Raw genomic sequence first — 14,550 nt, 5'->3', positions numbered from 1 at the left:
GGAGGAGTCCCCCCTTGGTTCGCACCCCCCGTTTCCTCGCCGCCGCGTTGCTCGCCCTTCCCCTCGCCGCTTGCGAGGTCGACAACACCCAGCTGCCCGAGAACGAGCAGAAGGTCGATTCTCTCGGTGACATCCACGCCGCTCTCGCGGCGCTGCCCGCCGCGCAGGTTGCCGGCGCGGAGCTGGACGGTACCCCCTACATGATCACCGGCAAGCTGGGCGTGGCCAGCGGCGCGGTGCAGGGCCTGGCCGCCAACTCCAGCGGCCGCCTGAGCCAGGCGCTGCCCGGAATCGCCTCGGTGTTCCGCGTCAACGCCGCGGACCTCATCGCCAAGCGCTCGCGCACGGACGAGCAGGGCGTCACCCACGTGCGCTACGGCCAGACGAAGAATGGCCTGCCCGTGGTGAACGAGGAGCTCATCGTCCACATCGGCGCGGACAACACCATCATCGCCGCCAACGGCACGGCGCGTGACGGGGAGATTGTCTCCGCCAAGGCGCGCATCTCGGAGGAGGCCGCCAAGGTCGCCGCCCTGGACAGCACCGCGGGCCGTCACATCGAGCTGGAGGGCATGCGCCTGGTGTACGTGCGCTCGCCCGTGGATGGTCTGCTCAAGCTGGCCTACGAGGCCACCGTCGTCGGCGAGGCCCGTGACGAGATGCCCATCCGCGAGCTCGTGTACGTGAGCGCCCAGGACGGCGCCATCGTCACCCGTCACTCCAAGATTCACACCGCCATCAACCGCGCCGTGTACACGGCCAGCAACCGGACGAGCCTGCCCGGTACGCTCAAGCGCTCCGAGGGCGGAGCGGCCACGGGTGACGCGCACGTCGACGGCAACTACGACGCGCTGGGTGGCACCTACAACTGCTACAAGAACAACTTCAACCGTGACTCGCTCGACAACAGGGGCGCGCAGCTCAAGAGCACGGTGCACTACAGCAGCAACTACGTGAACGCCTTCTGGAACGGCAGCCAGATGGTGTACGGCGACGGCAACGGCACGGACTCGGGCATGCTGGGCCTGTCGGCGGACGTGACCACGCACGAGCTCACCCACGCGGTGACCGAGAACGAGTCCAACCTGACGTACTCGGGCGAGTCCGGTGGCCTCAACGAGGCGATGAGCGACATCTTCGGCGCCTACTGCGAGAGCTACGCCTCGGGCACCTGGGCCACCACCAACGCGGTGTTCATGGTGGGCGACGACATCTGGACGCCGGCCACCCCGGGTGACGCGCTCCGCTACATGTACGACCCGGCGAAGGACGGCGTGTCGCTGGACTACTGGACCAGCAGCGCGGGCAGCAAGGACGTGCACTACAGCTCGGGCATCGCCAACCTGGCCTTCACGCTGCTCTCGCGTGGTGGCACGCACCCGCGCGGCAAGTCGACCACGGCCGTGACGGGCATTGGCGTGCAGAAGGCCGGCGCCATCTACTACAAGGCCAACTCGGAGTACTTCACCGCCTCCACCAACTACACCCAGGCCAAGACGTACCTGGAGCAGGCCGCCACGGCGCTCTACGGCGCGGGCTCGGCGGAAGTGGCCTCGGTGACGGCCTCCCTGGTCGCGGTGGGCGTCGGCGCTCCCGTCACGCCTCCGACCGGTCAGCTCGTCCAGACCAACCTGAGCGCGTCCTCGGGCTCCTCGCTGAGCTACTACCTGGACGTGCCGGCCTCCAAGGCCTCCACCTTCACCATCACCGGTGGCTCGGGTGACGCGGACCTGTACGTGAGGGCGGGCTCGGCGCCGACCACCTCCACCTACGACTGCCGCCCCTACAAGTCCGGCAACGAGGAGAGCTGCTCCATCGCGGCCAAGACGTCGGCCACCCGCGTCTACGTGATGATCCGCGCCTACAGCACCTTCTCGGGCCTGACGCTGGTCGGCAAGTACTAGCCACCCGCTCGCAGGCACTGGGTTGAAGACGAACCCCTGGGAGGCTTGGGCCTCCCGGGGGTTTCGTTCGTGCGGGGCCTTTTCGTTCACGAAGGGGGTGTCCTGAACCAGGACAGGCCTGTCCGAGAAAAGGACACTTCATGGCGCATGGCGTCAAATTATGTGAATCACGGGCTTTTTCCCAAGGGGCGTAAGGGGTTTTTACATCCTTCACCGGGAGTCGCGTGACATTCACGCTCCACTGTTTGGACACAAAGGGCCCGCAAGGCCGTCATTTCCATGCTTTAGCGCTTGGCTCGCTTCGTGCTCAAAGCATGTGACGTTCGACGGCACCTCGCCGTTGTCCAGGAGGAGTCCCCCCTTGGTTCGCACCCCCCGTTTCCTCGCCGCCGCGTTGCTCGCCCTTCCCCTCGCCGCTTGCGAGGTCGACAACACCCAGCTGCCCGAGAACGAGCAGAAGGTCGATTCTCTCGGTGACATCCACGCCGCCCTCGCGGCGCTGCCCGCCGCGCAGGTTGCCGGCGCGGAGCTGGACGGTACCCCCTACATGATCACCGGCAAGCTGGGCGTGGCCAGCGGCGCGGTGCAGGGCCTGGCCGCCAACTCCAGCGGCCGCCTGAGCCAGGCGCTGCCCGGAATCGCCTCGGTGTTCCGCGTCAACGCCGCGGACCTCATCGCCAAGCGCTCGCGCACGGACGAGCAGGGCGTCACCCACGTGCGCTACGGCCAGACGAAGAATGGCCTGCCCGTGGTGAACGAGGAGCTCATCGTCCACATCGGCGCGGACAACACCATCATCGCCGCCAACGGCACGGCGCGTGACGGGGAGATTGTCTCCGCCAAGGCGCGCATCTCGGAGGAGGCCGCCAAGGTCGCCGCCCTGGACAGCACCGCGGGCCGTCACATCGAGCTGGAGGGCATGCGCCTGGTGTACGTGCGCTCGCCCGTGGATGGTCTGCTCAAGCTGGCCTACGAGGCCACCGTCGTCGGCGAGGCCCGTGACGAGATGCCCATCCGCGAGCTCGTGTACGTGAGCGCCCAGGACGGCGCCATCGTCACCCGTCACTCCAAGATTCACACCGCCATCAACCGCGCCGTGTACACGGCCAGCAACCGGACGAGCCTGCCCGGTACGCTCAAGCGCTCCGAGGGCGGAGCGGCCACGGGTGACGCGCACGTCGACGGCAACTACGACGCGCTGGGTGGCACCTACAACTGCTACAAGAACAACTTCAACCGTGACTCGCTCGACAACAGGGGCGCGCAGCTCAAGAGCACGGTGCACTACAGCAGCAACTACGTGAACGCCTTCTGGAACGGCAGCCAGATGGTGTACGGCGACGGCAACGGCACGGACTCGGGCATGCTGGGCCTGTCGGCGGACGTGACCACGCACGAGCTCACCCACGCGGTGACCGAGAACGAGTCCAACCTGACGTACTCGGGCGAGTCCGGTGGCCTCAACGAGGCGATGAGCGACATCTTCGGCGCCTACTGCGAGAGCTACGCCTCGGGCACCTGGGCCACCACCAACGCGGTGTTCATGGTGGGCGACGACATCTGGACGCCGGCCACCCCGGGTGACGCGCTCCGCTACATGTACGACCCGGCGAAGGACGGCGTGTCGCTGGACTACTGGACCAGCAGCGCGGGCAGCAAGGACGTGCACTACAGCTCGGGCATCGCCAACCTGGCCTTCACGCTGCTCTCGCGTGGTGGCACGCACCCGCGCGGCAAGTCGACCACGGCCGTGACGGGCATTGGCGTGCAGAAGGCCGGCGCCATCTACTACAAGGCCAACTCGGAGTACTTCACCGCCTCCACCAACTACACCCAGGCCAAGACGTACCTGGAGCAGGCCGCCACGGCGCTCTACGGCGCGGGCTCGGCGGAAGTGGCCTCGGTGACGGCCTCCCTGGTCGCGGTGGGCGTCGGCGCTCCCGTCACGCCTCCGACTGGTCAGCTCGTCCAGACCAACCTGAGCGCGGCCAAGAACGCCTCGCTGAGCTACTACCTGGACGTGCCGGCCTCCAAGGCCTCCACCTTCACCATCACCGGTGGCTCGGGTGACGCGGACCTGTACGTGAGGGCGGGCTCGGCGCCGACCACCTCCACCTACGACTGCCGCCCCTACAAGTCCGGCAACGAGGAGAGCTGCTCCATCGCGGCCAAGACGTCGGCCACCCGTGTCTACGTGATGATCCGCGCCTACAGCGCCTTCTCGGGCCTGACGCTGGTCGGCAAGTACTAGCCACCCGCTCGCAGGCACTGAGTTGAAGACGAACCCCTGGGAGGCTTGGGCCTCCCGGGGGTTTCGTTCGTGCGGGGCCTTCCCGCCGGGCCGGGAAGGGTGTAGGTGCGGCGGAGCGAATGGCCACTCCCCGCCCCCTGCGTGACGCGGACCTCTCCCAGGTGGAAGGGGTCTTCACCGATGTCGACGGCACCCTCACCACCGAGCACCGGCTGCGCTCCACCACCGTGCGGGCGCTCGAGCGTCTGGCGGACGCCGGTTTCAAGCTGGTGCTGGTGACGGGCCGTCCGGCGGGGTGGGCCGAGTCCTGGGCGCGTACCCTGCCCGTGGACGGCGTCATCGCGGAGAACGGGGGCCTGTTCTTCCTGCGCGGCGCACGGGGGCGGCTGCGCAAGGTGTACGCCGAGTCTCCCCGGGTCCGCGAGTCCCACCGCGAGCGGCTGGTGGCGGAGGTGACGGCGGTGCTGCGCCAGGTGCCGGGCGCGCGGCTGTCCGTGGACAGCGCCTACACCGAGGTGGACCTGGCGGTGGACTACAACGAGGAGGCGCGGCTGGGCGAGGCGGGAGCCGACCGCCTGGAAGCCTTGCTGCGTGCGCGGGGCGTGACGGCGGTGCGCTCGTCGGTGCACATCAACTGCTGGCTGGGGCGCTTCGACAAGCGCTCCGCGGTGCGTCGCTTCCTCCAGGTCGCCTGGGGCGTGAAGCTCGCGCCGGGAGAGCCCCGCTACGTGTACGCGGGGGATAGTTTCAATGATGCTCCGATGTTCGGGGAGTTCGCCCTGAGCGTCGGGGTGGCCAACGTGCGGCGGGTGCTCGATCGCATCGACACGCCGCCGGCCTTCATCACCCGGGCGGAGGAGGGGCGGGGCTTCGAGGAGCTCGCGCGGGCCCTGCTCGCTCACCGGGGAATCAGAAGAGGAGTCGGACCGTGAATGTCGTGAAGTTGGAGCTCGCCCCGGGACTGGGCCGTCACCTGCGCGCGGGGCACCCCTGGGTGTTCCGCAAGGCGCTCGCCCAGGTGCCGAAGATTCCCCCGGGCAGCGTGGTGGACCTGGCGGAGAACGGGAAGTTCGTGGCGCGCGGCTACTTCGATCCGCACTCGGCCATCGCCGTGCGCGTGCTCACGCGCAACCCCAAGCAGAGCATCGACGCGGCCTTCTTCGCGCAGCGGGTGAAGCAGGCGCTGGCCGAGCGCCGCTCGCTCATCGACTTGAAGGACACGGACAGCTTCCGGCTCCTGCACGGCGAGGGGGACGGGCTGCCGGGCGTGGTGGTGGACCTGTATGGCCAGTACGCGGTGCTCAAGCTGTACTCGGCGGGGCTCACGCCCTACCGGGGGCTCATCGTCGAGGCGTTGAAGGCGGCGGTGCCCGAGCTGCGGGGCATCATCGGCCGGGACGAGGTGGGCCGGGACGACGTGGAGGACGACGACGGCCGGGGGACGGGGCGCATGCTCTGGGGCGAGAAGGCGCCGGAGCTCTTGAGCATCCGCGAGCGGGGGGCGACGTTCCTGGTGGACGCCTGGAAGGGGCAGAAGACGGGCTTCTTCCTGGATCAGCGCGAGAACCGCTACCTCATCCGGCGGCTGGCCGAGGGCCGGGACGTGCTCAACTGCTTCTGTTTCAGCGGCGGCTTCTCGGTGAACGCGGCGCTCGGGGGCGCCAAGAGCGTGTTCTCGGTGGACCTGGATCCCGAGGCCATCGCCCTGGCGCGCGAGAACTTCACGCGCAACGGGCTGCCGGCGGAGAAATACGACTTCCTGGCGGCGGACGTGTTCAAGCTGCTGGCGTCCTTCCGCGAGGAGGGCCGGACGTTCGATCTCATCATCCTGGACCCGCCGGCGTTCGCGAAGAGCCAGAAGGCGGTGCAGGCGGCGATCGACGGGTACGCCTCGCTCAACCGCCAGGCGCTGGGACTGCTCAGGCCCGGAGGCCTCCTGGCGACGGCGTCGTGCTCGGCGCGCGTGGGCCCGGAGGACTTCCTGGGGGCGGTGAAGGAAGCGGCCTTCAAGGCGGGCGTGGACCTGGCCCTGGTGGAGGAGCGCTACCAGCCGCCCGACCACCCCATCCGCCTGCAATTCCCCGAGGGCCGCTACCTCAAGTTCTACGTCATGGCGTCCGTGTGACGGAGCGCCGCGCGCGTCACTTCCCGAACACGCGCGTGGCCACGCGGTCGAGCACCTCGTCACTCCATACAGCGCTCGCCGCGAGCAGCTTCTTCATGTCCTCCTGGAAGGCCTCCTGCGGGGGCACCTGCTCGTAGTAGCGGCTCAGGAAGAGGCTCTTGTTCTCCACTTCGTAGTCGACCGCGCCGCCGCCGGTGGGGGTGCCGGCCTTCTCCTCGGCCTGGAAGCCCTCGAGCACGCCCGGCTTGGGGGCATCGCGGAACTTGTGGATGAGGGCGCTCGTCTCCAGCCGCTGCGTCTTGCCGTGGTACTCGAAGTAGAGCTGACCGTCTCCGATCACCGCGCCACCGAATCCCTGCGCGTTGAGTCCTTCGCTCGGCTGTTTGAAGGAGTTCATGAAGGCCTGCACCACGCGCTGTGCTTCTTCGAAGGTCATGGATCCTCCGCCTCCAGGAGGCGTCTGTTTTCCAGGCGGACGTTAGCAGCAGGCCCCCGGTGCCGCGAGCAATGCGCGCCCCCCGCTTCGCGCGTTAAGCTCCCGGCCCGCTATGGTCCTCAAAGGTCAATTCCTCGAGCGCCCCGCGCTCATCCCCGTGGGACGCGAGGTGATGGAAGGCGTGGCGCACCGCGGTGAGGCGCGTCCGCCGCTGCTCGTGCTTCCACCGACGCCCGCGGAAGGGGGCGGCATGGATCACGTCATCGCGGCGGAGCTGGCCTTCGCCGCGGCCACGGCGGGCCACCCCACGCTGCGCTTCAACTACCGGGGGATCGCGGGCAGCCAGGGGGAGCGGGGCGCGGGCGAGGCCCTGGTGGAGGAGAGCGGGGCCGCGCTGGCGGTGGTGCTGGAGAACGCCCAGGCGCCCACGGCGGCGGTGGCGGCGCTGCATGGCAGTGCCCGGGTCGCGCTCGGGCTCCGGGAGCGTCATCCTGGGGTGGCGGGCCTGTGCCTGGTGAGCCCCCGCGAGGTGTCGCCCCGGGAGCTGACGGGGCTGGGGCGGGAGTTGCTGGTGGTGGTGGGGGAACTGGACACCACCCTGTCCCGGGCGGAGCTGGCTCGGGCGGTGGACGCCGCGGGTGGTACCCTGGAGGTCGTGGAGGGGGCGGGCGCGCACCTCCATCACGCCTTACCTTTGGTGGGAAAAATCGTTCGAGCCTGGCTCAAACGGTTGTCGGGCACCTGACCGATGCCGCGTAAGCCCTTGAATCCTCAGGGCATCATCTCCGGAATGCGGGCTTGTCTCCCTGGGGGGGAGGCGAGCAGAGTCAGGTGAGACCCAATCGCCGCGCCGGTCGTTCGTACGGGTCGTCATACGAGGAGCAGCTATGCCCATGAAGCGTTGGACCCTGGCGAACGCGGTGCTGGCCCTGGCGGTGGCGACGTCGGCCCATGCGCTTCCCGTGGATCTGGAAGCCTCGGACTGGAGGGACATCCCGAGCGTGGGAGTCGATCCCTCCCGGGACGCGCAGTCGCGCGGCATCGTCGTGGACTTCAAGGATGGCACCACCCAGGAGCAGATCGACGCCTGGGAGCGGGAGTGGGGCGTGGACCTCACGTTCAACTCCCTGGAGGGGCCTCGCTCGGGTGTGTCGATCGCGCAGGTCGCCGGGGATGTGAGCGAGGTGCTCGCGCGCATCCGCCAGCACCCGGCCGTCGAGTCCGCCGAGCCGCTTCGGGTGTACTCGGTACCGCCTGGCGAGGCGGCCATGACCTTGGATGAGCCGCTGCCCGACGTGAGCCGCGACGGCTTCATCCCGAACGATCCCGACTATCCCCGGCAATGGAACCTGCGGATGATCGACATGCCCCATGCCTGGCAGCGCAGCCGGGGCAAGGGCGTGGTGGTGGCGGTGCTGGACACGGGCATCGCCTACGAGGATCACGACGACTTCAAGCAGGTGCAGGACCTCAAGGGCAGCCGCTTCAAGCAGGGGTACGACTTCGTCAACGACACCGTGCACGCCAATGATGACCATGGGCATGGCACGCACGTGGCGGGCACCATCGCGCAGGCGACGAACAACGGCCAGGGCGTGGCGGGGGTGGCCTTCGAGGCGACGCTCATGCCGGTGAAGGTGCTCAATCACTTCGGCTCGGGCACGTCCGCGGACATCTCCGACGCCATCCGCTTCGCGGCGGACAACGGCGCCCAGGTCATCAACATGTCGCTGGGTGGCGGGGGCTACTCGAAGGTGATGGCGGACGCCGTGGCGTACGCGCGCAAGAAGGGCGTCACGGTGGTGGCCGCGGCGGGCAACGCGGGGCGGCCGCGGGTGGAGTTCCCGGCGGCCTATCCGGGCGCGGTGGCGGTGGGGGCGGTGGGACCCACGGGCAAGCGCGCTCCCTATTCGTCCTATGGCAAGGAGCTGGACATCGCGGCTCCCGGAGGTGACAAGCGCCAGGGGGACGCGGGGGGCATCCTGCAGAACACCATCGACCCGCGGAACGTCTCGCGCTCCATCTACGCGTCCTACCAGGGCACGAGCATGGCGACCCCGCACGTGGCGGCGGTGGCGGCGCTGCTGTACGCCGAGGGCGCGAGCGGCCCGGACGAGGTGGAGAAGGCCCTGTTCGCGGGGGCGAAGCGGGTGGAGGGGCAGGGCGCCTGGTCCGAGGAGTATGGCCATGGCCTGCTCAACGCCGAGGCCTCGCTCCAGGCGCTGGGCAAGGGGACGCGCTGGCCGTCGCTGTGGTGGGCCATGGCCCTGTTGGCGGTGGTGCTGCTCACGCTGCGCGGGCGCGAGCGTCCGGGCTACTTCAACATCCTGCTGCGTCCGAGCTTCCTGGTGACCCTGGTGCTGGCCACCGTGGGCGTGTTCTTCGCCCGCTCGTGGTTCGGTGGCGCGTCGGGTGTGGCGGGAGACGTGGTGGACGTGGCCTGGCTGCCCATCCCCGACTGGCAGCGCATCATCTTCGGCACCCGCACGGTCAGCCCGCTCTTCTACAGCGCGCTCATCCCGCTGGTGCTGTCCATCGTGGCCATCAAGTTCCGGGGGCTGAGGCCCGCGCTGGGAGGGCTCGCCGTGGGCTTCGCCGGCTTCCTCGCCTACACCGCCTGGGTCAAGGCGCCCGCGCTCGCGTGGATGCCCTTCACGTTCCTCGCGCGGCCCTGGCTGGTGGTGAACGTGCTCATCTGCCTCTTCATCGCGCGGGCCATGCTGCGCCGGGAGACGCCATGAAGCTCACCGGGCGCGTGGTGTACCGGGACCTCGAGGGCGGTGTCTGGGTGCTGGAGGCCGATGACGGCCGCACCTACCAGCTCGAGGGCGGAGACCGGAAGATCAAGAAGGATGGCCAGCGGGTGGAGGTCGAGGGCGAGGTGGCGCGTGACGTCATGACCATCGCCATGGTGGGCCCCGTGTTCAACGTGGCCTCCTACCGCTTCATCTGACCCGTCGTCCGCTCTGGAGCCGTCGAGGCCCATCCCCTCCGTGGGGGATGGGCTTTTGGCTTCAGGGGCAGCCGGGCGTCACCAGATTGCCGTCGATGGTGGAGCTTAGGAGATGGGTCGCCACCTGCGTGCGCAGCTCCGTGGCCAGACACGTGGACAGCTGCTCGTTGTTCATGATGTCCAGATGGTTCACGAACCACAACTCGGGCAACCCCAGCGTGGTGAGCTGGGGGTTGTCCGAGATGTTCACGATGGGCACGTAACGCAGGCTGCCCAATGCCGCCAGGGAGAGGAGCTCGGGGTTGCCGCTGACCGTCAGGGAGTCAAGTGACCGGAGGGAGTTCAGTCCCGTCAGATGGGTCATTCGGGCGTTGCGCTCGATGGTGACTCCCTTGCCCACGGAACTGAGATGGGGGAACTGCGGAGTGCCCAGGTGGGAGTTGTCCGTCAGCCTCAGGTTTCCGCTGATGGAGAGCAGTCGCCCGAGGCGGTAGAAGTTCGGCACCCAGGCAATGTCGATGAAGGAGAAGTCTCCGCCCACGTGCTCCAGGGCATCGAGTGGGAGCACATCCAGGCCATCGATCCCTTCCAGGTGGAGATCTCCGCCCACGATCCGCAGCGACTCCAGGCCTTGCAAGAGAGTCATGACCGGGTTGTTCTTCAAGACGAGGCCGCCCGCGAGCGAGGTCAACTCCTTCACCTTGAAGGAACTCAGTTTCGCGTTGTCCTGGATGCGGATGTCCTTGCCCACGTGCTCCAGGCGCGTTTCGAAGAACTGGAGCCGCGGGTTCTGGGCCACCGTGAGTTGGCCGCCGATGGAGACGGGCCCCTCGATGAAACTCCACCCCGCGGTCCCGAGCGCGGCATTGTTCTTCACGGTCAGGTTTCCACCGATGTGGTGGAGCTTGCTCAATCCTCCGAGAGAGAACAGCGCCGCGTTGTCCTCCACCGTGACGTTGCCGGATACATACAGGGGGCTGTAGACGGAGAAGCCCGTGAGGTGCTCGTTACGAGTGATGGTGAAATCACCCTGGAGCATCTTTCCCCCCGACAAGGAGAAGGATGTCAGCGCGAGGTTGTCTTGAATGGTGACACTCCCGCCCATGCTCCCGAGTCTCATCGAGAAGCTCTTGAGCTTCGGATTGTTCTGGATGAGGAGCCGAGCGTTGACGGTATGGAGGAACGGCAGGTCGATGTCCTCCACCGTGCTCGTCTCGATGCGCAGTTGGCCGGAGATGTGACCCACGCCCTCGAGTGCCGTGACGTCCACCTCGTCTTGGATCGTGTAGTCCCCGGAATACGTCCAGCCCGGCAGGCGCGCCCGGCAGACGACCACCTCGGATGTCACCTCGGCGTCCTCGAGGACGTTGTTTCCATTGCCGTCGCTTCCGGCGAGGACCCGGGTGCCTCCCTCGACGCACTGCGCACCGGCCGCGATGGGCACGCTCTTCGTCAACACGGCGCGCGCGGCTTCACCGCAGACGTATGTGGTCGTCTCCACCTCGTCGTCCGACAGCACGCCGTCCTTGTTCGCGTCCGTCCCGGCCTGGATGGCCACGCCCCCCTCGGCGCAGTGGACTCCCGCGGGCTCGCTCTTCTCACGGGCCAGCACCGCCAGCGCCTCGGCGGGCTCGGGTTGGCACCCATAGAAGGACTTCGTCACTTCCTCGTCGTCCAGCACTCCATCCCGGTTGGTATCCGCTCCCGCCCGCACGAGGACGCCTCCGGCGGCGCAGTTCATACCGGGCGCCTCGGGCGTCTGGGACAGGAGCACCGGGGGCGCGGGGGGAGTGGATGGGGGAGGGCCCGAAGGCGCCTCGGTCCGGCAGACGTAGTCGACGGATTCCACTTCCGCGTCGGTCAGTTGCCCATCCCCATCGCGATCCGTCCCGCGCCGGATGGCCTTGCCCCCCAGCGCGCAGGCCGTGCCGACCGCTTCTTCCTCGACGCGAACGAGGACGGCGGGGGGTGGCAGCGCGGGTTCGGGTGGGGGCGGGACTTTCTGCTCCCCGCATGCCAGCCAGACCCCGGCACTCAGCCCCAATAGACCTCGAGTCTTCACGGTGACCCCCCTTATGCCTGGGGGCGCCCATCCGCCCCGGAAACATGTCTGGGGGTCTTTTGGTTCAGAAAGAACCTCGGGGTCAAGGTTCGACCCGAGTCCCTACATCCCCGAGGGCCAGGTGTCCGCCGCGTCCTCCTCCTCGTGGCCCGCGTCGAGATCCAGGGGCTGGAGCGCGCTGGTGCGGTCGTAGTGCACCACCGCGTCGAATTGCGCGGGCAGGTCCGCGTAGAAGTAGTGGCTGTGACGCTCGCTGTGGGGCGCGTAGATGACGCCGATGGCGCGCTCCAGCCGCCGCTCGCGCAGGGCCGCGCCCGCCTCGCCCAGGTCCTCCATCCTCAGGAGGAAGCCCGGCAGGCCCACCTCGTGGAAGAGCGCCTCGTAGCTGTCCTGGAGCGCGGGCCGTACCCGCCGCCGCAGGCCCGGCGTGTCCCAGCGGCGCGCGGCGATCACCGTGCCCGTGTACGTGGTGAAGCCCACGTTGAACGTGTCCCCGCCGTGCCGCTCGCGCAGGAGCTGGCCCAGGTTCAGCTCCCCCTGGTCTCCCATCTGCGTGGCGCGTGCATCGCCCAGGTGCGAGTTGTGGGCCCAGATGACCATGCGGGCGGGCTCGCCATGGCGCTGGCTCAAGAACTCGGACAGGGCCTCCGCGGTGTCCGCCATGTGCGTGTCGCGCAGGTTCCAAGACGTGTCCCGCCCCGCGTACATGGTCCGGTAGTAGGCCTCCGCGTCCCGGGCGAGCCGGGCGTTCTGTTCCGCGTGGAAGAGCGCGTCTTCCTCACTCGCCTCGTTCTTCACCCGGCGCTCGCGCAACTCCAGCACCTGCGCGAGGACTTCCTCCTCGCAGTGCTCCGCGAAGCCGTAGGACGTGGCATGGCCATAGGCTTGTGCATCCGCGCCGAAGCGGTCGAAGCACGCGTAGCGCTCGCGGGCGCGTTGGGCCGCTCGGGGATCGCGGGTCTCCAGGTAGTGCACCACCGCGCGCATCGAGGCGTGCAGGCTGTAGAGGTCCAACCCATAGAGGCCCGTCTTCACCCCCTGGGCGCCCACGGAGTCGTTGTGCTCGCGCAGCCACTCCACGAATCCGAGCACCTCCGCGTTGCGCCACATCCACCGGGGAAAGCGCTCGAAGTCGCCGAGGGCCTGCTCCGCCCGGAGATCCCGCGTCTCGCCCCGGACGTACTGGTTGATGCGCAGGGCGTCCGGCCAGTCCGCCTCCACCGCCACCGCGCGGAATCCGCGCTCGGTGATGAGCCGGCGGGTGAGCAGGGCCCGGGCCGCGTAGAACTCGTGCGTGCCGTGGGTCGCCTCTCCCAGCAGCACGAAGCGCGCGTCCCCGATGCCTTCCAGAAGCGCATCGAAGTCCGTGTCCTCGTTCGTGAGCGGCAAGGCCGCGACGCGTACTCCCTCGATCAATCCGGACGGGTTCATGCCCTACAAGGTGAGCCCTGGGTTTTCTTGTACCCAGGGAGGCATCCACGACCGCTGGGAGGGCAGGCTGGGGGACGGGCTTCAAACTGCCTCCATGGCTCGTCCGCGTGACGCATCTGGTCATCTGGTTTTACGGTTTAATCCATTGATCCAAGGATGTGGCTCCCGGCACGCTGACCGCCATGACCCGGACCTCTCCATCAAGCCGCAGTTCCTTCTCCCGTATGCATCGCCCGCTGCTGACGGCGGTGACCCTCCTCACCGCGCCGCTGTTCGCGTGCGCGCCCGAGGAGCACCCCATGGAGGGTGCCGAGACCCTCGTGCGGAGCGAAGCGGCGCTCCCGAGCGGGGGCTGGGGCGTCCTGATGGCGAGCGGCGGAGCACCGATCCGAAGCATCACCCGCCGCTCCGATGGAATCCTGATCGGCGGGGCGAGCACGGGCCACGGCATCACGGTCTGGGCGAGCCGCGACAATGGCGCGAGCTGGTACGCCCACGGCTCCGTCGCCAGCAACCCGAACGTGGAGTTCGGCGACGTGACGATGCGGGCCATCCCGGGCACGCGCACCATCTTCTGTGCCTTCCGCGAGTTCTCCGGAGGCCAGTGGCGCGTCACCGTCACCCGGAGCGACAACGACGGAGACAGCTGGGTCTACGACAGCACCGTCGCGGGGCCCACCACCTGGTTCGTGGGCGCGCCGTTCCTCTTCCAGCGAGCGAACGGCGATCTGCAGATCTACTACGACTCCGAGTTGCTCGCGGCGCAGCGGGGCTACTCCGGCCACCAGTGGATCGCGATGCAGGGCCGCAAGGGCACCACGGGCGCGTGGACGGCGTATGGCACCGTGGCTGTTTCCTGGGACAAGCGCGCGGGGGCGCTCAACCGCGAGGGAATGGTCACCGTGGTCCAGCTCGGAGGGGATCGCCTCATGGCCGTGGTCGAGGGCGTGGAGCCGTTCGCCACGGGAGGCGCCCATGCCAACGTGATCTACGCCGTGCAGTCGTGGGACGGAGGCAAGACGTGGGACGACTCCCTGCGCCGCACCGTCTACCAGCCGCGGATCGATCCAGGCTCCGGGCGGCGCTACAACGCGTACGTGCCCTATGCCATCCGCGTGGGCAACGGGCCCGTGGGGGTCGCGTTCTGCACCGACGAGGACAAGGCGGGGGCGCCGGACGCCTCGAACGCGCCCGTGGATCAGCGCAACTGCCACGTCGGCTACGTCAGCACGACCACCAGCTTCGAGACCTGGTCCGGCGCGAGCCCCGTGTGGACGGCGACCTCGCGCAACTACACGCCCGGCCTCTTCGAGCGAGCGCTCAATGACGTCATCGTGGTGATCGACGGGCTCGGCACCAACCGCGTCCTGCGGCGCTGAACCCCCGGA

The 14,550-nt window shown here is 68.6% G+C and carries 11 protein-coding genes; 8 read left to right on the top strand and 3 right to left on the bottom strand.

Annotated features, from left to right (window positions below; all coding sequences use genetic code 11):
• Positions 1 to 14 precede the first annotated feature (14 nt).
• The 4 genes from MEBOL_RS39030 to MEBOL_RS39015 all read left to right on the top strand — a co-directional run bounded on the left by MEBOL_RS39030 (position 15) and on the right by MEBOL_RS39015 (position 6,280).
• Positions 15 to 1,904, top strand: coding sequence for a M4 family metallopeptidase (locus tag MEBOL_RS39030; RefSeq protein WP_342747711.1), 1,890 nt, complete (start codon positions 15 to 17; stop codon positions 1,902 to 1,904).
• Between the two features lie 361 nt (positions 1,905 to 2,265).
• Complete coding sequence (locus tag MEBOL_RS39025; RefSeq protein ID WP_095982169.1) at positions 2,266 to 4,155, top strand: M4 family metallopeptidase; 1,890 nt, start codon at positions 2,266 to 2,268, stop codon at positions 4,153 to 4,155.
• Between the two features lie 119 nt (positions 4,156 to 4,274).
• Positions 4,275 to 5,087, top strand: a complete 813-nt coding sequence (locus tag MEBOL_RS39020; RefSeq protein WP_095982168.1) for an HAD-IIB family hydrolase — start codon at positions 4,275 to 4,277, stop codon at positions 5,085 to 5,087.
• Positions 5,084 to 6,280, top strand: coding sequence for a class I SAM-dependent rRNA methyltransferase (locus MEBOL_RS39015; RefSeq protein ID WP_095982167.1), 1,197 nt, complete (start codon positions 5,084 to 5,086; stop codon positions 6,278 to 6,280). Before MEBOL_RS39020 ends, MEBOL_RS39015 begins: the two co-directional genes overlap by 4 nt.
• Before the next feature lie 16 nt (positions 6,281 to 6,296).
• On the opposite strand, the gene MEBOL_RS39010 is transcribed toward MEBOL_RS39015, so the two are convergent.
• Positions 6,297 to 6,716, bottom strand: a complete 420-nt coding sequence (locus tag MEBOL_RS39010; protein ID WP_095982166.1) for a hypothetical protein — start codon at positions 6,714 to 6,716, stop codon at positions 6,297 to 6,299.
• 112 nt (positions 6,717 to 6,828) lie between these two features.
• Between MEBOL_RS39010 and MEBOL_RS39005 the strand changes: the two genes are divergently transcribed.
• From MEBOL_RS39005 to MEBOL_RS38995, 3 genes are all read left to right on the top strand, one after another.
• A complete protein-coding gene (locus MEBOL_RS39005) occupies positions 6,829 to 7,461 on the top strand; it encodes an alpha/beta hydrolase (protein ID WP_095982165.1) in 633 nt (210 codons plus the stop codon).
• A 142-nt stretch (positions 7,462 to 7,603) separates the two neighbouring features.
• Positions 7,604 to 9,457: a S8 family serine peptidase gene (locus tag MEBOL_RS39000; RefSeq protein ID WP_095982164.1), complete on the top strand. Its 1,854-nt coding sequence runs from the start codon at positions 7,604 to 7,606 to the stop codon at positions 9,455 to 9,457.
• A complete protein-coding gene (locus MEBOL_RS38995) occupies positions 9,454 to 9,669 on the top strand; it encodes a DUF5818 domain-containing protein (protein WP_095982163.1) in 216 nt (71 codons plus the stop codon). The genes MEBOL_RS39000 and MEBOL_RS38995 overlap by 4 nt, the downstream gene beginning before the upstream one ends.
• A gap of 61 nt (positions 9,670 to 9,730) precedes the next feature.
• On the opposite strand, the gene MEBOL_RS38990 is transcribed toward MEBOL_RS38995, so the two are convergent.
• Together MEBOL_RS38990 and MEBOL_RS38985 are read right to left on the bottom strand one after the other, a co-directional pair.
• Complete coding sequence (locus MEBOL_RS38990; RefSeq protein ID WP_157823937.1) at positions 9,731 to 11,731, bottom strand: DUF7151 family protein; 2,001 nt, start codon at positions 11,729 to 11,731, stop codon at positions 9,731 to 9,733.
• 102 nt (positions 11,732 to 11,833) lie between these two features.
• Positions 11,834 to 13,162 (bottom strand): erythromycin esterase family protein, encoded by a 1,329-nt coding sequence (locus MEBOL_RS38985; protein ID WP_095982161.1) that lies wholly within the window; start codon positions 13,160 to 13,162, stop codon positions 11,834 to 11,836.
• A 224-nt stretch (positions 13,163 to 13,386) separates the two neighbouring features.
• Here MEBOL_RS38985 and MEBOL_RS38980 point away from each other — a divergent pair, with 224 nt between their 5' ends.
• Positions 13,387 to 14,541, top strand: coding sequence for a sialidase family protein (locus tag MEBOL_RS38980; RefSeq protein ID WP_245919254.1), 1,155 nt, complete (start codon positions 13,387 to 13,389; stop codon positions 14,539 to 14,541).
• The last annotated feature ends 9 nt before the right edge of the window (positions 14,542 to 14,550 follow it).

This window comes from Melittangium boletus DSM 14713 (genome assembly GCF_002305855.1).
Lineage (GTDB): Bacteria > Myxococcota > Myxococcia > Myxococcales > Myxococcaceae > Cystobacter > Cystobacter boletus.
This window is presented reverse-complemented; position numbering and strand designations above follow the sequence as displayed.

What these genes read in the sequence shown, in the direction of transcription:
- MEBOL_RS39020 (WP_095982168.1), top strand. Translation starts at nt 4,275, where the DNA reads ATGGCCACTCCCCGCCCCCTGCGTGACGCGGACCTCTCCCAGGTGGAA.
- MEBOL_RS39010 (WP_095982166.1), bottom strand. Translation starts at nt 6,716, where the DNA reads ATGACCTTCGAAGAAGCACAGCGCGTGGTGCAGGCCTTCATGAACTCC.
- MEBOL_RS39005 (WP_095982165.1), top strand. Translation starts at nt 6,829, where the DNA reads ATGGTCCTCAAAGGTCAATTCCTCGAGCGCCCCGCGCTCATCCCCGTG.
- MEBOL_RS39000 (WP_095982164.1), top strand. Translation starts at nt 7,604, where the DNA reads ATGCCCATGAAGCGTTGGACCCTGGCGAACGCGGTGCTGGCCCTGGCG.
- MEBOL_RS38995 (WP_095982163.1), top strand. Translation starts at nt 9,454, where the DNA reads ATGAAGCTCACCGGGCGCGTGGTGTACCGGGACCTCGAGGGCGGTGTC.
- MEBOL_RS38985 (WP_095982161.1), bottom strand. Translation starts at nt 13,162, where the DNA reads ATGAACCCGTCCGGATTGATCGAGGGAGTACGCGTCGCGGCCTTGCCG.
- MEBOL_RS38980 (WP_245919254.1), top strand. Translation starts at nt 13,387, where the DNA reads ATGCATCGCCCGCTGCTGACGGCGGTGACCCTCCTCACCGCGCCGCTG.